This is a genomic window from Pseudomonas sp. NPDC090752 (genome assembly GCF_055584805.1).
This window is the reverse complement of record NZ_JBVJLI010000002.1, coordinates 141069-161508: the sequence shown is the minus strand read 5'-3', so window position 1 is coordinate 161508 and position 20440 is coordinate 141069. Positions and strand designations below refer to the sequence as shown.

Below are 20440 nucleotides of genomic sequence, written 5' to 3'. Positions count from 1 at the left end.
CGGCTGTCCACGGAGATTGAAAATGGCCCGCAGTGTAGCACGGCGCCCTTTTGCTTCCGGCTGCACGCTTTTCGAGCGGCGTTGTGCATTGCAGCGCACCAAAGCCGTGCATCTTTTCGATGCTGGCGACTGGCCAATCCTGGCCGTTTCGCGTAACGCGCTGTTTTCCCGTGGTTTAACGGAACTGGCAAGGTTTCTGCAAAGACCAGTACGAGCCATGCACTGATGCAGTTCCTTGTGACCAGGCAGTGCGCACGCGGAGCCGGATGCCGACGACGCGTTACAAAGCCAACCGCTGCGCTTAGACTTGAGACGGGTTTGTTTTCCTGGGGCAAGTCCACCAAATCGGGAGAGAGTTTCATGAAGCTAGTCACAGCCATCATCAAGCCGTTCAAGCTGGACGACGTGCGCGAGTCACTGTCGGAAATCGGCGTGCAGGGCATCACCGTCACCGAAGTCAAAGGCTTCGGTCGGCAGAAGGGTCACACCGAGTTGTATCGCGGTGCGGAATACGTGGTCGACTTCCTGCCCAAGGTGAAGATCGACGTCGCCATCGACGACAAGGACCTCGATCGCGTGATCGAAGCCATCACCAAGGCAGCCAACACCGGCAAGATCGGTGACGGCAAGATCTTCGTGGTGAATCTGGAGCAGGCAATCCGCATCCGTACCGGCGAAACCGATACCGACGCGATCTAAGCGCCAAAAAAAGCCTCACCAAACCCAACGCCCCAGGAGAAAACAACATGACTCTGCGTAAGATCGCAGGGCTAGGAGCCCTATTGTCCCTCGCAATGCCAGGCCTTGCCCTGGCAGAGGAGGCTGCCCCAGCGCTGAACTCCGGTGACACCGCGTGGATGCTGACCGCAACGGCGCTGGTACTGTTCATGACCATTCCAGGTCTGGCCCTGTTCTACGGCGGCATGGTGCGTTCCAAGAACGTGCTTTCGGTGATGATGCAGTGTTTCGCCATCACCGGTCTGATGAGCATCCTGTGGGTCATCTACGGCTACAGCATGGCCTTCGATACCACCGGAATGGAAAAGGGCGTGCTCAATTTCAATTCCTTCGTTGGCGGCTTCTCCAAGGCCTTCCTCAGCGGCGTCACGCCAGAGGGCCTGACCTCGGCCACCGCGCTGTTCCCAGAAGCCGTATTCATCACCTTCCAGATGACCTTCGCCATCATCACCCCGGCGCTGATCGTCGGTGCATTCGCCGAGCGCATGAAGTTCTCCGCGATGCTGGTGTTCATGGGCATCTGGTTCACCCTGGTCTATGCACCGATCGCGCACATGGTCTGGAGCGGTGACGGCGCGCTCATGTGGGACTGGGGCGTACTCGACTTCGCCGGCGGCACCGTGGTGCACATCAACGCCGGTATCGCGGGCCTGGTCTGCTGTCTGGTGCTGGGCAAGCGCAAAGGCTACCCGACCACGCCGATGGCCCCGCACAACCTGGGCTACACCCTGATGGGCGCGGCCATGCTGTGGATCGGCTGGTTCGGCTTCAACGCCGGTTCCGCCGCCGCCGCCAACGGCACCGCCGGCATGGCCATGCTGGTGACCCAGATCGCCACGGCCGCCGCCGCGCTAGGCTGGATGTTCGCCGAATGGATCGGCCACGGTAAACCGAGCGCCCTGGGGATCGCCTCGGGTGTGGTCGCGGGCCTTGTCGCCATCACCCCGGCCGCCGGTACCGTTGGCCCGATGGGCGCCCTGGTGATCGGCCTGGCATCGGGTGTGATCTGCTACTTCTGCGCCACTAGCCTCAAGCGCAAGATGGGCTATGACGACTCGCTGGATGCATTCGGCGTGCACGGTATCGGCGGCATCGTTGGCGCGATTCTGACTGGCGTGTTCGCAGCGCCCGCGCTGGGCGGCTTCGGCGCGGTCACCGACATTGGTGCGCAAGTCTGGATCCAGGCCAAGGGCGTGATTTTTACCGTCGTCTACACCGCTATCGTCACCTACGTGATCCTCAAGGTGCTGGACGTCGTGATGGGCCTGCGGGTCAACGAAGAAGAAGAGTCGGTCGGCCTCGACCTGGCTCAACACAACGAACGCGGCTACAACCTGTAACTGCGACGCTGGAAAAAATTGCCCGGCATGCCGGGCATTTTTTTGCCTGTTTTTTGCTATTTCGCGCAGTGCAAACGGTTTATCACTCCCGTTCGCGACGTAGGCCAAAAACTTACAACGTGTAGGGCATTTATGGAGCTTTGCTTTTTCCACGGGCGCGCTAGAATGCGCGCCGAGGGGTGTGGGACGAGATGTCCGCACGCTCGCTCAGCCTTTGCTAGGCTTGCCAATAGCGCGTGGCCAGCAGGGGCTGAAGGATTTGTCAGGCCCTGCCAGGAGCAGGGCCTGCTGGGTGCCGCCTCCCATCAGGAGCGCTGACCCAAGGGCAGTGGCCTAACCCACGGCCAGTTGAATTTTCACTGGTGGCTGCCGGTCTACGGCTGCACTGGTCTATAACTAACCTGCTTTTCGCAAGTCATGAGGTAGAACATGAGCGACGACGATCTGGAAAATGATGACCTCGAAGTAGGTGACGAAGACGAGGCTGATGAGGGCCTTGAAGCGGCGGCTGATGATGGCGCCGAAGACGCTGGCGATGACGACAGCAGTCCGGCACCCGCTGCCAAGGGCAAATCCAAGGCGGCTGTCTCGGTAGACGAGATGCCGAGCATGGAAGCCAAGCAGAAGGAGCGTGATGCCCTGGCCAAGGCGATGGAAGAATTCCTTTCGCGCGGTGGCAAGGTGCAGGAAGTCGAGGCCAATGTGGTCGCCGACCCGCCCAAGAAGCCGGACAACAAGTACGGCAGCCGCCCTATCTAAATGTTCGCATGCAAAAAAGCCCGCCGTCGCTGCGGGCTTTTTTGTGCCTGTCAGTTATATAAGGCCTGTGCCGGCCTCTGTGGGAGCAACTGTCTTCCACAAAACTTAGAAAGCTGCGCGATCCCTGTGGGAGCGGGCTTGTCCCGCGAACACCGGCAAAGCCGGTGCCATCCACCGCGTCGCTTGCTTCGCGGCTGAAGCCGCTCCCACAGGTGCCTGTCAGCGCCAGTGAGATAGCACGTCAGGCAGCTGCGACAACCGCTGAATCTCGGCATCCGGCGCCTGCTCGCCCTTCCAGGCCTTGTCCTGCGGGTTGAACCACACAGCACGCAACCCGGCGCGCTGGGCGCCGCCGATATCGTCGCCGGGGTGGTCGCCCACATGTACCGCTGCGCCGGCCTCTACCCCGCCCAGTTTGAGGGCCTCCAGGAACGGCGCAGGGTCCGGTTTGCCAATCCCCAGATCTTCCGCACACAGCGCGAATTTGAAGTAGTCCGCCAATCCCAGGCGGCTTACGTCGGCATTGCCGTTGGTCACTACGCCCAGGGTGTACTGGTGGCGCAGGATCTCCAGCACCGGCTGAACCTCGGGGAACACCTCGACCTGATGCCGAGCATGTAGAAACACTTCAAACCCTTCATTGGCCAGTTCCTGGGCCTGCTTTTCGCTGTAGCCGACTTCTTCCAGGGCGTGGAACAGCACGCGCCGGCGCAGTGCACTGATGCGGTGCTTGAGCCCAGGCTCGGCCAGTACCAGGCGTTCACGGATGGCGAACAGGTGCTCAACCGGTACCCCGCCAAGAATCGGCGCGTTCGCTTCAAGCCAGTCGCGCAGCACCACTTCGGCGCTGGCAATCACGGGCGCGGTGTCCCACAGGGTGTCGTCGAGGTCGAAGGTGATCAGCTGGATGCTCATGAGTCTGTGCCTTTGCTGCGTTTGGCCCGAGGGTGGGCGCTGTCGTACACCGCGGCCAGGTGCTGGAAGTCCAGGTGGGTATAGATTTGCGTGGTGCTGATGTCGGCATGGCCGAGCATTTCCTGTACGGCACGCAAGTCCTGGGACGATTCCAGCACGTGGCTGGCGAATGAGTGGCGGAGCATGTGTGGGTGCAGGTGCTGGCCCAGTTCGCGTTCGCCAGCCGCCTTGACCCGCAGCTGGATGGCGCGCGGCCCCAGGCGGTTACCTTGACGGGTGATGAACACGGCGCCGTCACGCGGGCCGCCGATGCCGCGCAAGCGCAGCCATTGCTGCAGTGCCTCGCGGGCCTTGCGGCCAACGGGCAGCACCCTGGCCTTGCCGCCCTTGCCGAGTACCTGTACCAGCCCGGCGGCAAGGTCGAGCTGTTCCAGGTCGAGGTTGGTCAGCTCGGACAGGCGCAGGCCGGAAGAGTAGAAAAGCTCAAGGATGGCCTGGTCACGGCGGGCGATGAAGTCGTCGTCTACGCCTCCGTCGAGCAATTGCAGGGCGCGATCGGTATCGAGCACCTTGGGTAACCGCCGCTCGCCCTTGGGCGCGCTCAGGCCAGTGGCCGGGTCGTGCTGGCACAGGCCTTCGCGGTTGAGGTAACGGTACAGGCCGCGCACCGCCGACAGCAGCCGGGCGAGGCTGCGTGAGGACTGGCCTTGGTGGTGCTGGCGGGCAATCAGCTGGCGCAGTTGCTGGATCTGCAGCGCGTCCCAGCCGGCGATGTCCTGGGTATCGCAGTATTCGATGACCTTGGTGAGGTCACGGCGGTAGGCCAGCAAGGTATGTTCGGATACCTGGCGCTCGTTGCGCAGGTGAGCGCAATAAGCCTCCAGCTGGCGCTCCATCAGCGCACCGGACGCAGGGTCTGAGTAACGCGCGGGACTACGCGGCCGAGCACTTCGGCAATGTAGCCAAGGAACAGGGTGCCGACGCTGCTCTTGTAGTGCTGCGGGTCGCGGCTGCCGATCGCCAGCACGCCATGCAGCCCCTGGTATTCCAGCGCCGCGACGGCGCTGGAGCCTACTTCGAGGCGTTGCTCATCGCCAAACAGGAAGGCCAGTTCTTTCTCGCGCAAGTTGCCGCTGATCGTCTTGCCACCGCCGAGCAAGCCGCCGATTGCCTGCTGGGCCTCGGCATTGCTGACCCAGCGGCCAACGGGCGCGGCGTTGTCACCGAACAGGATCAGGCTGACGAACGGCACCTGGAATTCCTGGCGCAGGCTGTCTTCGACGGCCATCACCACTTCCTCCAGGCTGCCGGCATCGAGCAGGTCGAGGATCAGCCGCCGGGTCTTGTCGAACAGCCGGTCGTTGTCCCGGGCCACGTCCATCAATTGCGACAGGCGATGGCGCATCTCGATGTTGCGGTCGCGCAACAGCTTGAGCTGGCGCTCCACCAGCGACACGCTGTCGCCGCGCTGGTGGGGGATGCGTTGTTCGAGCAGCAGTTCATCGTGTTCGGCAAAGAACGCCGGGTGGGCGCGCAGGTAGGCGATCACCGCCTCGGCGTCGAGCTCGGTGGCGTGCTGGGGTACAACCTTGGGCTGATCGGTCATGGCGGTTACTCGCTTAGAGACGAACCTGTCCTTCGTAGACGCGTACGGCCGGGCCGGTCATCAACACGGGCTTGCCGGGGCCGGCCCATTCGATGTGCAGGCGGCCGCCGGGCAGGTCGAGGGACACCGGAGAATCCATCCAACCCTGGCTGATGGCCGCCACGGCTGCAGCGCAAGCGCCGGTGCCGCAGGCTTGGGTCTCACCGGCACCACGCTCCCAGACCCGCAGGTTGGCGCGATGGCGGTCGATGACCTGAAGGAAGCCGGCATTCACCCGCTGCGGGAAGCGCGGGTGGTTTTCGATCTTCGGGCCCAGGGCATGCACTGGCGCAGTGTGGATGTCATCGACGCGCAGCACGGCATGTGGATTACCCATGGACACGGCGGCGATCGAATGCAATTCGCCGTCGACTTCCAGCGGGTAGTTCAGCGCCTGCGCGTCAGCGATGAAGGGGATTTCGGCCGGGATCAGGCGCGGCGGGCCCATGTCGACGCACACCTGGCCGTCGTTCTGCACGTCCAGCTCGATGATGCCGCCCTTGGTTTCCACGCGGATGCGCTTCTTCGCGGTCAGGCGCTTGTCCAGCACGAAGCGGGCAAAGCAGCGCGCACCATTGCCGCACTGCTCGACCTCGGAGCCGTCGGCATTGAAAATCCGGTAGCGGAAGTCCACTTCCGGGTTGTTCGGTGCCTCGACGATCAGCAGCTGGTCGAAGCCGATGCCGGTGTGGCGGTCACCCCATTGCTTGGCATGCTTGGGCTGGATGTGGGCGTGTTGGCTGACCAGGTCGAGGACCATGAAGTCGTTGCCCAAGCCATGCATCTTGGTAAAACGCAGAAGCATGGGGTCACTCCGGCAGCAGGCTTTCGCCAGCGTACAGTTCGGCGATGGTCTCGCGACGACGCACTTCGAAAGCCTGGTCGCCGTCGACCAGGATTTCCGCGCAACGGCCACGGGTGTTGTAGTTGGAGCTCATGACGAAACCATAGGCGCCTGCCGACTGCACGGCCAGCAGGTCACCCTCTGCCAGGTTCAGTTCGCGGTCCTTGGCGAGGAAGTCGCCGGTTTCGCAGATCGGCCCTACCAGGTCGTAGGCACGGCCTTGGCCTTCACGTGGCTTGACCGCGCTGACACCCATCCAGGCCTGATACAGGGCCGGGCGGATCAGGTCGTTCATCGCCGCATCGATGATGGCGAAGTCTTTGTGTTCGGTGTGCTTGAGGTATTCCACGCGGGTCAGCAGGGCACCGGCGTTGGCCACGATGTAGCGGCCCGGCTCGAACACCAGGGCCAGGTCGCGGGTGCCGACGCGCTCGCGGATGGCCTTGATGTAGTCGGCCACCAGTGGCGGCTCTTCGTCGCGATAGCGCACGCCAACACCGCCGCCCAGGTCCAGGTGGCGCAGGTGGATGCCGCAGTCGGCGAGGCGATCGACCAGGTCCAGCAGGCGGTCGAGGGCGTCGAGGAACGGGTCGACGGTGGTCAGCTGCGAACCGATGTGGCAGTCGACACCGACCACGTCCAGGTTCGGCAGTTGCGCGGCGCGCACGTATATGGCTTCGGCGTCGGCGATGGCGATGCCGAACTTGTTCTCTTTGAGGCCGGTGGAGATGTACGGGTGGGTACCGGCATCAACGTCCGGGTTGACCCGCAGCGAGACCGGGGCAATTTTGCCCATTTCGGCGGCTACCACCTGCAGGCGCTCAAGCTCGTCAGTGGACTCGACGTTGAAGCAATGCACGCCGACTTCCAACGCACGGCGCATGTCTTCGCGGGTCTTGCCGACGCCTGAGAACACCACACGATCAGCACGCCCGCCTGCGGCCAGCACACGCTCCAACTCACCGCCGGACACGATGTCGAAGCCTGCGCCCAGGCGCGCCAGCACGTTCAGCACGCCGAGGTTGGAGTTGGCCTTGACCGCGAAGCACACCAGGTGCTCGACGCCCTGCAGGGCATCGGTGTAGCTGCGGTACTGGGCTTCGATATGGGCGCGCGAGTAAACGTAGGTCGGGGTGCCGAAACGTTCGGCAATGGCCGACAGGGCCACGCCTTCCGCGAACAGTTCACCGTCGCGGTAATTGAAAGCGTTCATCTGATTTCCTTACTGCTCTGGCGTCTGCTCGGGCTGGATCGGCTGCTCTTCTTGCGGCTGGACCGCCGGAGCGTGCTGGTGCTGGTGCGACTTGTGGCTGCCTTTGCCGTCCTTGCCGTCTTCCGGCAGGTACAGGGGGCCTTTCTGACCGCAGGCCGAAACGAGGCAGGCAACCGCGACCAGCGCCGCGAGCGAGGAAATCAGGCGCTTCATGGGTGAAATCCTTTGAAATATGCAGTATTGCGCCCGAGTATACCGAGCGACCGCCAGATTGCCTATGCAAGGGCCGGTCCGTCGAGCGGGCTATCCTTGTGTCCTGGCGGCTAACCTTTGCATTCGGCGCCAAGCGCCCGTATCTTGCCCGGCTTGCCTGTCACGCAGCCAATTTCGAGGTTCCTGCAATGAGTTTGAGCGAAGCGCGTTTCCATGATCTGGTCGACGCGACCCAACAGGCCCTGGAAGACCTGTTCGACGAGAGCGGTATGGACCTGGACATGGAGAATTCCGCCGGCGTCCTCACCATCAAGTTCGACAATGGCAGCCAGCTGATCTTCAGCCGGCAGGAGCCGTTGCGTCAGCTTTGGCTGGCCGACCGTTCGGGTGGCTTCCACTTCGATTACGACCAGGAGAGCGGCAAGTGGGTGTGCGAGAAGAGCGAAGAGCTTCTCGGCGAGATGCTCGAGCGCATCGTCTGGGAGCGGGCCGGCGAGAAGCTGGATTTCGACGAGATCTGATATGACTGCCCCAACCCGGCCGCCCAAGCCGCTCTACAGCAATGTCAGCCCTGCAGTGCCTTCGCCGTGCATCAACGTTTGCCGCCTGGACGAGCAGCGCGTCTGCACCGGTTGCCAGCGTCACGTCGAGCACATCCGCGAGTGGCGCTCGGCCGATGACGAGCGCCGCCGGCAGATCTGCCGTGAAGCCGAGGCCCTGCGCGCACGGGCTTGAGTATTTACCCGGCTGTGGTAGTGTCGGGTAGTGCGTCGGTGACGCCAAAGCATTCACAAACCCCGCCCTTGGGCGGGGTTTTGCTTTATTTGCCCACGGTAAATCGCCTGTTCAATGGAGTCTGACTGGATCATGAGCACCAAGCCTTCCCTCACCCTCACCCGATTGGACGTACAGCGTCTCGAGCGCCTGATCGACAGCCTCGACGAAAGTACCCCGGGTGTGCTCGCCCTGCAGGACGAGCTCGACCGCGCCGAGCAGGTTGTCGGTCATGAGGAAGTGCCGGCCGGCGTGGTGACCATGAACTCGCGGGTGCACTGCCGTGAAATAGCCAGCGGCAAGGACTACCACCTGACCCTGGTGTACCCGAAGGATGCCGGTGGCGAAGGCAAGGTTTCGATCCTGGCGCCGATTGGTTGCGCGCTGCTGGGGTTGTCGGTGGGCGACCAGATCGACTGGCCTGCGCCCGGTGGCAAGACCCTGAAATTGGAGCTGTTGGCGGTTGAGTATCAACCAGAAGCCGCAGGTGATTTCGATCTCTGATTGATCAGGGCCTGCTCAAGGCGCCAAGGTTGCCTGCAACTGGGTTAGCCCATCATTGAGCGCCTGTTCCAGTTCGCGCTTGTAGCGCAGGTACAGGAGGGTCGAGCCCTGATCATCATCGAGCAGCTCGGACAAATCCAGGTCAGTGATGTAGCAGCGATAGTGCCCGGCGCTGCGGCGCTGGCTTAAAATCTGCCGGGCGACGACGGTGTAAAGGTCGTCGCCGTGATCCAGCTCGGAGAACTCCTGCTGGTTGCAATAGAGCGTGACATGCACGCCATCACCTGTGCCTGCCTGGAGAATGGCCTGCACCTCATAGTAGGGCTGAGGGTTGCTGTCGTTTGGCGTCGGCCGCGGCTCGAAGCTGCGCGCCTTGCCTGGGCCCGAGGGCAGCAGCTGGGCATAGTCGATGTGCAGCGGTGCTTGCTGCAGGCTGTCGAGCGGCATGCGGGCGTCGTGGCGCATCAGCACCGAACGCAAAAAGCGCTGCAGTGGCAGCAGCAGGTGGTTTTCGTCGTGCAAGGGCAGGCGTTGCTGCCACAAAGCATTGTGTTCATCCAGCACATACAGGTCGGCCCAGTCGTCGAGCAGGCGGTAGAACACCTGGATACAGCCGGGACGGCCCTGTTCCAGTACCAACGGCAGGTCGTGGTCCTGCAGGGCATTGGCATCCAGGTGCAGTGGGCTGTAGGTGCTGCGTTCCTCGCTCAGGTAATCCAGCACCGCGTCGTGATCGGCCAGGGTCGCCAGGCTGACCTGGCCGGGCAGCAGCTCCAGTATGTGGGTGAAATGCGCCACCTGCAGCAGGTAGCGGTGGTTCTGGCGTTGGTCGAGCAGCAGTTGCACGGTGTCGAAAATTTCCTCGACCCGCTGGCTGATGGCCTGGGCGCGGTTGTGGCAATAGCAGCGCACCCGCACGCGCGGCCGGTGGCTGCGCTGGCCGAGGCTATTGAGGAAATCGCGCAAGCAGCGTAGCAGGGCGTGCTCGCCGTCATAGCGCTGCACCAGCACTTCGTTCCAGCTGTTGAGGGTGACTTGGTCGAGGGTGAGCACCAGATTCTCGCGCACGCCTGCATAGCTCAGCGAGTCGGTACGCTCGGTGGTCATCAGAATGTTCAGGTCGCGGTGGTGGCGCAGCGGGTCGACGCCGACGTTGACCAATAGCAAGATCTCGTCGGCCACGCTCGGCTGCAGCAGGCGTACTTCGCCGACGGTTTCCAACGGCAAGGGGATGCTCTGCTGCAGGCTGCCGAGCAGGTTGAACAGCTCGAATTCGCTCAGGTCGCTTTCACCGGGGTGCAGCGCAAGGCGCGTGGTGCTGTCGATGACACCGTTGCGGTGGGCCCAGGTCAACAATTCGAGCAGCTCGCGGCTGCGCTTGATTGGGGTGAAGTGCTCCCACTCGTGCACCCCCAGATTGCCGTTGTACAGGCCCCAGTGGTGGCTCCCGGGCTCCTTGCGATTCGGCGATTGGACCAGGGTCAGGGTGTCCTCGGCGAGGTCCGGAGCAATGCCTGGGTTGATCACCTCGATCTTGCCGGCGCGGCGCTCGAAGGCGGCGTACAAACGCCGTCCCAGCACATTGAGGTCGCGCTGATCGGCACGGCTGCTGGCGTTCTGGTTCTGTGCGAACTGGCTGAGGAATCGGTAGCTGTGGTTGAGTTCGGCCACCAGTTCGCGGCGCTCGATGGCCACCTGGCGCACCTTCCATTGGCTGCGGCTGTCGAGCAAGGCGAGCTGACGTTCGTCCCAGCCCCACTCATCAGCCAGGCGCTGCAGCAAGCGGCGCTGCCAATCCGTGTTGCGCGTGGGGTCCAGGCCGCTGAGCTTCTTGTTGACCTTCAGGTAGAGGCTGCGCCGCACCAGCTCCAGGCGTGCGGTTTCGCCGCGCTGTTGCAGGTAGCGTTCTATGCGCCGATAGACCATCACATAAGGGTCGAGCGCGTCCAGGTCGAGGTGGTTGGCGAATACGGCCTGCTTGTAATCCAGGCTCAGGCAGCGCACGGCCGGGTGTTCGCTGGCGTAGACCTCGGTCAGCAGCAGCTTGAGCAGGGACTTGTGCGGAGAGTCGATACCTTTGAATAGCTGCCAGAGCCCGGCCCCGACGAATTCGCCGGACGGGATGTGGGCCAGGTTGCCCAGGTCGAGGGCGTCGGTGCTGCGGATAAAGCGCTTGGACAGCAGGGTTTCGGTATAGCGCTGATAGCTGTGCTCTTCATATACCGGCACCAACCACCACAATGGCGTACGCCCCGCCAGCCAGATGGCGGTGCGGTAGAACTCGTCGAGCAGCAGGTAATGCTGGGTGGTGCCGCAATCATCAGAACTGAGTTGGCTGTCGCGACGCCCCTGGGCAAAGTTTTGCGGGTCGATCAGAAAGCAGTGCACTTCTGCGCCCAGGCTGGCCGCCCAGGTTTCCAGCAGTTGGCATTTGCGTTGCAACTCATCCAACTGGCTTTCAGCCAGGCCAGGCGCGTGGCAGACCCACAGGTCCATGTCGCTCTGTTCGGCCTGTGCCAGCGAGCCCAGGCTGCCCATCAGGAATAGGCCGTGGATAGGTCGATTGGGGTTGCCCAGGCGTGTCTTGTAGGAGAACGAACGGGCCAGCCGCTGGCCTTCGGCGACCAGCTCGGCATCGGGTTCGAAGCCAGACACGCCGGCGGGTGTGCTGCCGGATACGTAACCTGGTAGCAGCGGGTGGTTGACGTGGAACAACAGCGGCAGAAGGGTGAGCACCTGTTGTTGACGGGTCGACAGCCCGTCCGTGGCGCGTTGCAACCTGCCTGCGTTCAGGCGCAGGAAACGTGCACGCAGATTCGCCAGCACCTTGCGATCGATGCCTTCGTCGAGGTCCGGGCGGATTTCGTGGTTCATTGCACACTCAGGGTAGGCAGGGGAGCTGTGGCGAGTTTAGCCTGAGTAGTACACTCGGATAAGCGGAATATGATTCCTTGACGTCAATTTCTTGATGGCAGTACCGACCTCTTCGCGGGGCAAGCCCGCTCCCACATTCTGAGGCTTGTGCAATACCTGTGGGAGCGGGCTTGCCCCGCGAAAGGGCCGGTACAGACTTATGCGGGCTGTGGAGACTTGAGGATGCTCAGCAACAGCTGGACGCTTTCAGCCGCATCATTCCCGAGGCTGGTGAGGTAACCGCCATCGGGCTGATCGGTAAGCTCTTTTTCATGAAGGCGCTTGGCTGCGGCGACCAAGGCGGGGGAAGCGTTGCTGCCAACTTTGATGCCTTCCTGGTGACTGTCCAGATTGAACAGGGCAAGTACTTCCAGTTCGGCGATCAGTTCGGGGGTGAAGGACATGGCGACTCCTGACTTCCAGACAAGGATGGCGGCACCGCCAGCGGTGCCTGACCCTGGAGTGTAGTCGGGTTATTCGTCCTCGCCTTGATCTGCCTCAGGTGGCAGGTCGGGCAGCGCGCGCAGGGCGGTTTCGTACCACTCGGTATCGAACGCGCGGTCTTCTTCGAGCAGTTTGTCGATCTCGATGGCCAGCACGTGGGCCATGAGATTGAGGATGTCTTCGCGCTCGTAGCCGACCAGTTTCAGCTTGTTGAAGGTGGCCTTGGCTGCCGGAGGCTCGCCGCTTTCGATCTGGTTCTCGATGGCCTGGGTCAGCGTCGCCTCGGCGAAGGCTTCGTCGTCATTGTCGATGTCGGTGGGCTCGCTCATGGCGGTACTCCTGTGGGTGGACGCACAGTTTGCCACGCCCGCGTCGGCAATGCCCGGTCATCGACCGGGTGCATGACGCTGGTCAGGCGCAGGCACAGGGGCTATAAAAGCCCGGCCATCCCCTTACGGCCTGGAGGCTGTTACCCATGCTCAAGCTTCACGGATTCTCGGTCAGCAACTACTACAACATGGTCAAGCTGGCCCTGCTGGAAAAAGGCCTGCCATTTGAAGAGGTCACCTTCTTCGGTGGCCAAGCACCGCAGGCGCTGGAAGTCAGCCCGCGCGGCAAGGTGCCGGTGCTGGAGACCGAGCACGGCTTCCTCAGCGAGACCAGCGTGATCCTCGACTACATCGAGCAGACCTGTGGCGGCAAGGCGCTGCTGCCGGCCGACCCGTTTGAGCAGGCCAAGGTGCGCGAGCTGCTCAAGGAGATCGAGTTGTATATCGAGCTGCCGGCACGTACCTGCTATGCCGAGTCGTTCTTCGGCATGCCGGTCGAGCCATTGATCAAGGAGCGCGCGCGTACCGAGCTGCTGGCAGGGTTTGCCACGCTCAAACGTAATGGTCGTTTTGCGCCTTATGTGGCGGGTGAAGAGCTGACCGTAGCCGACCTGATGTTCTGCTTCTCGGTCGATCTGGCCTATGCCGTGGGCAAGAAAGTGCTGAACATCGACTTCCTGGCGGACTTCCCTGAGGCGAAAGCCTTGCTCGAGTTGCTGGGGAAAAACCCGCACATGGCGCGGATCGTAGCGGACAAGGAGGCGGCGATGCCGGCCTTCATGGAGATGATTCGCAGCGGCAAGCGCTGAAATTGGTGTGAGGCCATTCGCGGGGCAAGCCCGCTCCCACAAATACTCCACTGCTCTTTAGAACGGCGCTGTAACTGTGGGAGCGGGCTTGCCCCGCGAACGAGGGCGAAGCCCTCGCAATAGGGCTTAACGCGAAGCTAGCAGGGCCTGGCCACGCACGACAGCAGCCCGCACCTGCGCCGGCGCCGTACCACCAATGTGGTCACGGGCATTCACCGAGCCTTCCAGGGTCAGCACGGCGAACACGTCCTGCTCGATCTGGTCGCTGAACTGGCGCAGTTCGTCCAGGCTCATCTCGGCCAGGTCCTTGCCGGTGTCGACGCCATACTTCACGGCATGGCCGACGATCTCGTGGCAATCACGGAACGGCAGGCCGCGGCGCACCAGGTAATCGGCCAGGTCCGTGGCGGTGGAGAAGCCGCGCAGTGCCGCTTCGCGCATGATCGCGTGCTTGGGCTTGATGGCCGGGATCATATCGGCGAAGGCACGCAGCGAGTCGCGCAGGGTATCGGCGGCGTCGAACAGCGGCTCCTTGTCTTCCTGGTTGTCCTTGTTGTAGGCCAGCGGCTGGCCTTTCATCAGGGTCAGCAGGCCGGTCAGGGCGCCGAACACGCGGCCGGTCTTGCCACGCACCAGCTCTGGCACGTCCGGGTTCTTCTTCTGCGGCATGATCGAGCTGCCGGTGCAGAAACGGTCAGGCAGGTCGATGAACTGGAATTGCGCGCTGGTCCACAGCACCAGCTCTTCGGAGAAGCGCGACAGGTGCATCATCGCCACGCTGGCAGCGGCGCAGAATTCGATGGCGAAATCACGGTCCGAGACGCCGTCCAGCGAGTTGCCGGCCACGGCTTCGAAGCCCAGCAGCTTGCAGGTCAGCTCGCGGTCGATCGGGTAGGTGGTGCCGGCCAGCGCGGCGCTGCCCAGCGGCATGCGGTTGGCGCGCTTGCGGCAGTCGACCAGGCGCTCGTAGTCGCGGCTAAGCATTTCGAACCAGGCCAGCAGGTGGTGGCCGAAGGTAACCGGCTGTGCGGTTTGCAAATGGGTGAAGCCCGGCATGATGGTCTCGGCCTCACGCTCGGCCTGCTCCAGCAGGCCCTGCTGCAGGCGGGTGATCTCGGCGAGGATCAGGTCGATCTCGTCGCGCAGCCAAAGACGGATATCGGTAGCCACCTGGTCGTTGCGGCTGCGGCCGGTGTGCAGTTTCTTGCCGGTGATACCAATGCGGTCGGTCAGGCGTGCTTCGATGTTCATGTGCACGTCTTCGAGGTCGACGCGCCAGTCGAAGTTGCCGGCCTCGATTTCACCCTGGATGGTGGTCAGGCCGTCGATGATGGTGTCGCGCTCGGCGTCGCTGAGGACGCCGACCTGCGCCAGCATGGTGGCGTGGGCGATCGAACCCATGATGTCGTGGCGGTACAGGCGCTTGTCGAAATCGACCGAGGCGGTGAAGCGGGCGACGAAGGCGTCGACGGGTTCACTGAAGCGGCCGCCCCAGGACTGATTGGTCTTGTCGGTGCTCATGGATTCACTCGTGGAAGGCGTGAACGAAAAAGAGGCGCCGATAATAGCAGGCTTGAGCGTGTCGCCGAAGGACGCCGGTCGAGAGAAATCGTCAGCAAACATTGGCCAGGGCGGGCAAAGACGATATTTACCGATTGAACGGCAGTGTTCCACGGACCGTCTACAGTTGGACAAAGGACTGGCAGCGAATCTGCCGGCTCAGTGAATCTTTGGCCTTCGTATCGGTCTAGAGCGTGACCGCAGTGTCGCTCGACCTGCATCTGTCTACGCTATACCTGTGCGAGACTCACTCAGGAATCCAGAGCAATTATGAATGTCCTGATCGTTGATGACGAATCCCAAGCCCGTGAACGCCTGACACGGCTATTCGGGGAGCTGGAGGGGTACAACGTGCTGGAGCCCAGCGCCACCAACGGCGAGGAGGCCCTGGCCTTGATCGATAGCCTCAAGCCCGATGTGGTCCTGCTGGACATCGGCATGCCGGGCCTCGATGGCCTGCAGGTTGCGGCCCGCCTGTGCGAGCGCGAGGCGCCGCCGACCGTGGTGTTCTGCACCGGCGACGATGAATACGGCGCCGAGGCGTTCAAGGACAGCACCCTCAGCCATGTAACCAAGCCGATCCAGCCGCAAGGCCTGCGCGATGCCCTGCGCAAGGCGGAAAAACCCAACCGCGCCCAGCTGGCGGCGCTGACCCGGCCTGGCAGCGAAGGCGGGGGGCCGCGAAGCCATATCAGCGCGCGGACCCGCAAGGGCATCGAGTTGATCCCGCTGCCCCAGGTGATCTATTTCATTGCCGACCATAAATATGTAACGCTGCGCCACGAAGCCGGGGAAGTGCTGCTCGATGAGCCGCTAAAGGCCCTGGAGGATGAGTTTGGTGAACGCTTCGTGCGTATCCACCGCAACGCCCTGGTCGCCCGCGAGCGCATCGAACGCCTGCAGCGTACGCCGTTGGGGCATTTCCAGCTGTTCCTCAAAGGCCTCGATGGTGATGCCCTGACCGTCAGCCGGCGGCACGTGGCTGGTGTGCGCAAGATGATGCAGACCCTCTGATTTTGCACGGCAAGGCTTCGCCCTTGTTCGCGGCTAAAGCCGCTCCTACAGCAGTGGTGAACCTGTGGGAGCGGCTTGAGCTGCGAAGAGGCCCACTTGCTGACCCACATCTGCTAGCGATCCCGACGATGCTGTTATCATCGACGGCATTCCTAAGCATCGGGGCGTTCCATGTCCACTCGCGAAATCCGCATTGCCACCCGTAAAAGTGCCTTGGCCCTGTGGCAGGCCGAATACGTCAAAGCCCGCCTGGAACAGGCGCATCCCGGTCTGTTGGTGACCTTGGTACCCATGGTCAGCCGCGGTGACAAGCTGCTCGACGCGCCGCTGGCGAAGATCGGTGGCAAGGGCCTGTTCGTCAAGGAGCTGGAAACCGCCCTGCTGGACAACGAAGCCGACATCGCCGTGCATTCGATGAAGGACGTGCCCATGGACTTCCCTGAAGGCCTGGGCCTGTACTGTATCTGCGAGCGCGAAGACCCGCGTGACGCGTTCGTGTCCAACCGCTTCGCCAGCCTGGAGGCATTGCCTGCCGGCAGCATCGTCGGCACTTCCAGCCTGCGCCGCCAGGCCCAACTGCTGGCGCGTCGCCCGGACCTCGAAATCCGCTTCCTGCGCGGCAACGTCAACACCCGCCTGGCCAAGCTCGATGCTGGCGAGTACGACGCTATCATCCTGGCGGCGGCGGGGCTGATCCGCCTGGGCTTCGAAGACCGCATCACTTCCAGTATCAGCGTCGATGACAGCCTCCCTGCCGGTGGCCAGGGCGCCGTAGGCATCGAGTGCCGCAGCGCCGACAGTGAGATCCACGCACTGCTGGCGCCCCTGCACCATGCCGATACAGCTGACCGGGTGGTGGCCGAACGTGCCTTGAACAAGCACCTGAATGGCGGTTGCCAGGTACCGATCGCCTGCTACGCCGTGCTTGAAGGGGAACAGTTGTGGCTGCGTGGCCTGGTGGGCCAGCCGAGTGGTGGCACCCTGCTGGTGGCCGATGCCCGCGCCCCGCGGTCGTGCGCCGAAGCCTTGGGTGTGCAGGTTGCCGAAGCCCTGCTGGGCCAAGGTGCCGAAGCCATCCTCAAGGAAGTCTACGGCGAGGCCGGCCACCCGTGAGCCCCTGGCGCCTGTTGCTGACCCGGCCTGAAGAGGACTGCGCGGCGCTGGCGCAGAGCTTGGCAACTGCTGGCGTGGCCAGCAGTTGCCTGCCCTTGCTGGCAATCGAGCCGGTCACGTTGAATGACGTGCAGCGTCGCCAGATCGCGGCATTGGGTCAGTATCAGGCGATTATCGTGGTCAGCAAACCGGCAGCCAGATTGCTACTGGACCACCACTCGCGCGCAGACTTGCAGGCCCCCACAGTGGCCTGGTTTACCGTAGGTGAGGCAACGGCGGCGGTGCTGCAGGCCGCCAGTCTGAAGGTGACTTTCCCTACGCAAGGCGACGACAGTGAGGCCTTGCTTGCGCTACCGGGCTTGCGCGAGGCTGTCGCTGTTCCTACAGCACGCGTCCTGATTGTCCGTGGTGTCGGAGGTCGTGAACTGCTGGCCGAGCGTCTTGCAGAGCAAGGTGCTAGTGTCGAATATCTGGAACTGTATCGTCGTTGCCTGCCGGCGTACGCTGCAGGCACGCTGATGTGCCGCATTCAAGCGGAACGGCTCAATGGCGTAGTGGTCAGCAGTGGGCAGGGTCTTGAACACCTGCAGCAGATGGCTGCCGCCGACTGGTTGCAGGTGGCGCGTCTGCCGTTGTTCGTGCCGAGCCCACGGGTCGCCGAACAGGCCAGAGCCGCAGGGGCTCTACAGGTTGTGGATTGCCGTGGCGCGAGTGCCGCGGCCTTGCTGGCAGCCGTGCAGCGCAGCGCTGTACCTGCCTCTTAAGGCGCTAAGCATCAGTGCGATGCGCCCCCATGCAAAGGATGGATACGTGAGCGAAACTGTCTTGTCACACAATGATCAGCCGTCGGCGCAGGAGCCGGCGCAATCGGTCACCCCTGCACCCGCCAAACGTTCCGGCACTGGCCTGGCCTTGCTGGCGCTGTTGGTTGGCGCGGCCGGGGTCGCCGTGGGCGGCTGGGGTGTCTGGCAGGTGCGACATCTGCAGGGCAGTGAACTGAGCCAGGGCGAGCATCTCGAAGCGCTGAACCAGCGTGCAGCGGCCTTGCAGCAGCGCGAACAGCAGATCAGCGCCCAACTGGCCAGCCTGCCGGCGGCCAGCGAACTGGAAGACCGCCGCCGCCTGGTGGCGCAATTGCAGGGTGATCAACAGCGTCTCAGCCAGCGCGTGGAAACTGTGCTGGGCGAAAGTCGCAAGGAATGGCGCCTGGCCGAAGCCGAGCATCTGCTGCGCCTGGCCACGCTGCGGCTTTCGGCCTTGCAGGACATCACCAGTGCCAAGGCGCTGGTCGAAGGTGCCGACGAGATTTTGCGTGAACAGAGCGACCCTGGTTCGTTCGCCGCCCGCGAGCAGTTGGCGCGTAGCCTGGCGACGCTCAACAGCACCCAGCAACCCGATCGCACCGGCTTGTACCTGAAGCTGGCCGCTCAACGTGAACTGGTGCAGCAGCTCAGTGCCCAGTCGCCCGAATTCGACAGCAATGCCGACGCGCTCGGTGCGCTGACTGCCGATGGCGATGGCGCCAGCCGCTTGTCGCAGTGGTGGGCAGAGATCTCCAAGTACTTCCAGATTGATTTCGACGCCGACGACAATGTGCGGCCGCTGCTGGCCGGGCAGTCGCTCAATCAACTGCGTCTGGCCCTCAGCCTGACCATCGAGCAAGCCCAGTGGGCTGCGCTCAATGGCGAGGCCAAGGTCTACAGCCAGGCGCTGGATGATGCCCGCAGTGTGTTGCTGGCCAACTTCAACGCGGACAACGCACAGAGCAAGGCGATGCTCGACAGCCTCAACGCGCTGGCCGAGCAACCGGTTTCGGTGGTTACCCCCGACCTGAGCGACAGCCTGGCAGCGGTGCAGACCTACATCCAGCGTCGCCATCTGCCTGCCGAGGGTGAAGGGGGCAAGCCATGAAGCGTGTCTACCTGTTGGCCGTGCTGGCGATCGTAGTTGCTGCGGCATTGGGTATAGCGGTGGCCAAGCACAGCGGCTACGTGCTGATTTCCTACGGTAGCTTCCGCTACCAGTCCGGGCTGTGGGCGGCGCTTGCAGCGCTGGTTGCCGTGGTGGTGCTGTTGTGGCTTCTGCGTTACCTGGTTGGCCTGGTACTGACCTCCAGCGGCGTGGTCAACCCATGGTCGCGCCGCAACCGCAGCCGACGCCTTCGCATTGCCATCGAGCAAGGTCAGTTGGACCTGGCCGAAGGCCGTTGGGCCAGTGCCCAGCGCCACTTGCACCGCGCAGCCGAGGCTGAACGTCAGCCGCTGCTGTATTACCTCGGTGCGGCCCGTGCCGCCAATGAACAGGGGCGCACCGAAGACAGCGACAACCTGCTGGAAAGAGCGCTTGAGCGCCAGCCCCAAGCCGAGCTTGCGATCGCGCTGACCCACGCGCAATTGCAGATGGACCGGGGCGAAAGCGAGGGTGCTTTGGAAACCCTGCTGGCCATGCAGGAGCGTCACCCGCACAACAGCCAAGTCCTGCGCCTGTTGCAACGCCTGTATCTGGAGCGCGGTGACTGGTCGGCATTGATCCGCCTGTTGCCCGACCTGCGTAAAGGCAAAGTGCTGCCGGCCGAAGAACTCGCCGCGCTTGAACAGCGCGCCTGGGGCCAGAATCTGAGCCTCGCGGCAACCCGTGGCGACGATGATCAGAGTGCCCGTCAGGCGTTGGAGCGCGCGTGGCAGCAGCTGACTGCAGCGCAGCGCCAGGAGCCGCGACTGGTACTGGCCTATGCCGAGCAACTGCGTCAGGTTGGCGCCCAGGGTGAAGCCGAGCAGGTGTTGCGCACTGCCCTCAAGCGTGAATACGAAAGCCATCTTGCACGCCTGTATGGCCTGGTGCGTGGCGATGATCCCGCTCGCCAGCTGCAAACGGCCGAAGGCTGGCTCAAGGCGCATCCGCAGGATCCTAGTCTGCTGCTTACGCTTGGCCGCCTGAGCTTGCAGAACCGCTTGTGGGGCAAGGCTCGGGACTACCTGGAAAGCAGCCTGAGCATGGAGCGCAACCCGGAAGCCTGCGCCGAGCTGGCCCGATTGCTGGCCGGGTTGGGCGAAACCGAGCGCAGCAACCAATTGTTCCAGGAAGGCCTCGGCCTGCTGGACGAGCGTCTGTTGGCCCTGCCGCTGCCAGAAGGCGTACGCGCCTGAGTAACCCATGGGCCCGCAATGGCTGCGGGCTCATGGGTATTGGCGTCTTATCCCGCGACGCCTGTTCTATCTGCAGCACCTTTCATGAGAAATTTCCTACTACCGAGGAAGAAATTTCTAGCGCCTCTCGGTGAATTACCTCTGCTGTCGCGCCTTGAAACAAAGCC

The 20440-nt window shown here is 63.1% G+C and carries 23 protein-coding genes; 13 read left to right on the top strand and 10 right to left on the bottom strand.

Annotated elements, in window-relative coordinates; translation table 11 throughout:
• Window positions 1-22: 22 nt before the first annotated feature.
• From ACZ6YA_RS03760 to sutA, 4 genes are all read left to right on the top strand, one after another.
• Window positions 23-226, top strand: a complete 204-nt coding sequence (locus ACZ6YA_RS03760; RefSeq protein WP_465895548.1) for a hypothetical protein — start codon at window positions 23-25, stop codon at window positions 224-226.
• Window positions 227-360: 134 nt separating this feature from the next.
• The gene (gene glnK / locus ACZ6YA_RS03755; RefSeq protein WP_002555808.1) at window positions 361-699 is read left to right on the top strand and encodes a P-II family nitrogen regulator; all 339 of its coding nucleotides are present in this window, start codon (window positions 361-363) and stop codon (window positions 697-699) included.
• A 47-nt stretch (window positions 700-746) separates the two neighbouring features.
• Window positions 747-2078 (top strand): ammonium transporter, encoded by a 1332-nt coding sequence (locus ACZ6YA_RS03750; RefSeq protein ID WP_465895546.1) that lies wholly within the window; start codon window positions 747-749, stop codon window positions 2076-2078.
• Window positions 2079-2507: 429 nt separating this feature from the next.
• Window positions 2508-2837: a transcriptional regulator SutA gene (sutA, locus tag ACZ6YA_RS03745; protein WP_011536349.1), complete on the top strand. Its 330-nt coding sequence runs from the start codon at window positions 2508-2510 to the stop codon at window positions 2835-2837.
• 219 nt (window positions 2838-3056) lie between these two features.
• Here sutA and ACZ6YA_RS03740 read toward each other — a convergent pair whose 3' ends face one another.
• From ACZ6YA_RS03740 to lptM, 6 genes are read right to left on the bottom strand one after another with little or no spacing between them, the layout of a single operon-like run.
• Window positions 3057-3752, bottom strand: coding sequence for an HAD family hydrolase (locus ACZ6YA_RS03740; protein WP_465895543.1), 696 nt, complete (start codon window positions 3750-3752; stop codon window positions 3057-3059).
• Window positions 3749-4648: a tyrosine recombinase XerC gene (gene xerC, locus ACZ6YA_RS03735; RefSeq protein ID WP_465895542.1), complete on the bottom strand. Its 900-nt coding sequence runs from the start codon at window positions 4646-4648 to the stop codon at window positions 3749-3751. Before xerC ends, ACZ6YA_RS03740 begins: the two co-directional genes overlap by 4 nt.
• Window positions 4648-5358, bottom strand: coding sequence for a DUF484 family protein (locus ACZ6YA_RS03730; protein ID WP_465895541.1), 711 nt, complete (start codon window positions 5356-5358; stop codon window positions 4648-4650). Before ACZ6YA_RS03730 ends, xerC begins: the two co-directional genes overlap by 1 nt.
• 13 nt (window positions 5359-5371) lie before the next feature.
• Window positions 5372-6202 (bottom strand): diaminopimelate epimerase, encoded by an 831-nt coding sequence (gene dapF / locus ACZ6YA_RS03725; RefSeq protein ID WP_465895540.1) that lies wholly within the window; start codon window positions 6200-6202, stop codon window positions 5372-5374.
• Window positions 6203-6206: 4 nt separating this feature from the next.
• Entirely contained in the window at window positions 6207-7454 is a 1248-nt protein-coding gene (lysA, locus tag ACZ6YA_RS03720; protein WP_465895539.1) for a diaminopimelate decarboxylase, read from the bottom strand.
• 9 nt (window positions 7455-7463) lie between these two features.
• Window positions 7464-7667 carry an LPS translocon maturation chaperone LptM gene (gene lptM, locus ACZ6YA_RS03715; RefSeq protein WP_056794120.1) on the bottom strand — a complete coding sequence of 68 codons (204 nt, stop codon included), beginning with the start codon at window positions 7665-7667 and terminating at the stop codon, window positions 7464-7466.
• Between the two features lie 188 nt (window positions 7668-7855).
• Between lptM and cyaY the strand changes: the two genes are divergently transcribed.
• The 3 genes from cyaY (at window position 7856) to rnk (ending at window position 8945) form a co-directional block, all read left to right on the top strand.
• Window positions 7856-8188 carry an iron donor protein CyaY gene (cyaY, locus tag ACZ6YA_RS03710; protein WP_217867854.1) on the top strand — a complete coding sequence of 111 codons (333 nt, stop codon included), beginning with the start codon at window positions 7856-7858 and terminating at the stop codon, window positions 8186-8188.
• 1 nt (window position 8189) lies between these two features.
• On the top strand, window positions 8190-8402 hold the full coding sequence (locus tag ACZ6YA_RS03705) for a DUF1289 domain-containing protein (RefSeq protein ID WP_465895537.1): 213 nt from the start codon (window positions 8190-8192) through the stop codon (window positions 8400-8402).
• Window positions 8403-8534: 132 nt separating this feature from the next.
• Window positions 8535-8945 (top strand): nucleoside diphosphate kinase regulator, encoded by a 411-nt coding sequence (gene rnk, locus ACZ6YA_RS03700; RefSeq protein ID WP_465895536.1) that lies wholly within the window; start codon window positions 8535-8537, stop codon window positions 8943-8945.
• Between the two features lie 15 nt (window positions 8946-8960).
• Here the strand turns inward: rnk and ACZ6YA_RS03695 are convergent, their stop codons facing one another.
• From ACZ6YA_RS03695 to ACZ6YA_RS03685, 3 genes are all read right to left on the bottom strand, one after another.
• On the bottom strand, window positions 8961-11819 hold the full coding sequence (locus ACZ6YA_RS03695) for a class I adenylate cyclase (protein WP_465895535.1): 2859 nt from the start codon (window positions 11817-11819) through the stop codon (window positions 8961-8963).
• 197 nt (window positions 11820-12016) lie between these two features.
• Window positions 12017-12262, bottom strand: a complete 246-nt coding sequence (locus ACZ6YA_RS03690) for a TIGR02647 family protein (RefSeq protein WP_465895534.1) — start codon at window positions 12260-12262, stop codon at window positions 12017-12019.
• A gap of 69 nt (window positions 12263-12331) precedes the next feature.
• On the bottom strand, window positions 12332-12631 hold the full coding sequence (locus tag ACZ6YA_RS03685) for a hypothetical protein (protein WP_465895533.1): 300 nt from the start codon (window positions 12629-12631) through the stop codon (window positions 12332-12334).
• 146 nt (window positions 12632-12777) lie between these two features.
• Here ACZ6YA_RS03685 and ACZ6YA_RS03680 point away from each other — a divergent pair, with 146 nt between their 5' ends.
• Window positions 12778-13440 (top strand): glutathione S-transferase, encoded by a 663-nt coding sequence (locus tag ACZ6YA_RS03680; protein ID WP_465895532.1) that lies wholly within the window; start codon window positions 12778-12780, stop codon window positions 13438-13440.
• Between the two features lie 126 nt (window positions 13441-13566).
• Here ACZ6YA_RS03680 and argH read toward each other — a convergent pair whose 3' ends face one another.
• On the bottom strand, window positions 13567-14961 hold the full coding sequence (gene argH, locus ACZ6YA_RS03675; protein ID WP_465895530.1) for an argininosuccinate lyase: 1395 nt from the start codon (window positions 14959-14961) through the stop codon (window positions 13567-13569).
• A gap of 309 nt (window positions 14962-15270) precedes the next feature.
• Here argH and ACZ6YA_RS03670 point away from each other — a divergent pair, with 309 nt between their 5' ends.
• The 5 genes from ACZ6YA_RS03670 (at window position 15271) to ACZ6YA_RS03650 (ending at window position 20273) form a co-directional block, all read left to right on the top strand.
• On the top strand, window positions 15271-16014 hold the full coding sequence (locus tag ACZ6YA_RS03670; RefSeq protein WP_465895529.1) for a LytR/AlgR family response regulator transcription factor: 744 nt from the start codon (window positions 15271-15273) through the stop codon (window positions 16012-16014).
• A gap of 171 nt (window positions 16015-16185) precedes the next feature.
• Entirely contained in the window at window positions 16186-17127 is a 942-nt protein-coding gene (hemC, locus tag ACZ6YA_RS03665) for a hydroxymethylbilane synthase (RefSeq protein WP_465895526.1), read from the top strand.
• Entirely contained in the window at window positions 17124-17891 is a 768-nt protein-coding gene (locus ACZ6YA_RS03660; RefSeq protein ID WP_465895525.1) for a uroporphyrinogen-III synthase, read from the top strand. Before hemC ends, ACZ6YA_RS03660 begins: the two co-directional genes overlap by 4 nt.
• Window positions 17892-17937: 46 nt before the next feature.
• A complete protein-coding gene (locus ACZ6YA_RS03655; RefSeq protein ID WP_465895524.1) occupies window positions 17938-19038 on the top strand; it encodes a uroporphyrinogen-III C-methyltransferase in 1101 nt (366 codons plus the stop codon).
• Window positions 19035-20273, top strand: a complete 1239-nt coding sequence (locus ACZ6YA_RS03650) for a heme biosynthesis HemY N-terminal domain-containing protein (RefSeq protein ID WP_465895523.1) — start codon at window positions 19035-19037, stop codon at window positions 20271-20273. Before ACZ6YA_RS03655 ends, ACZ6YA_RS03650 begins: the two co-directional genes overlap by 4 nt.
• The last annotated feature ends 167 nt before the right edge of the window (window positions 20274-20440 follow it).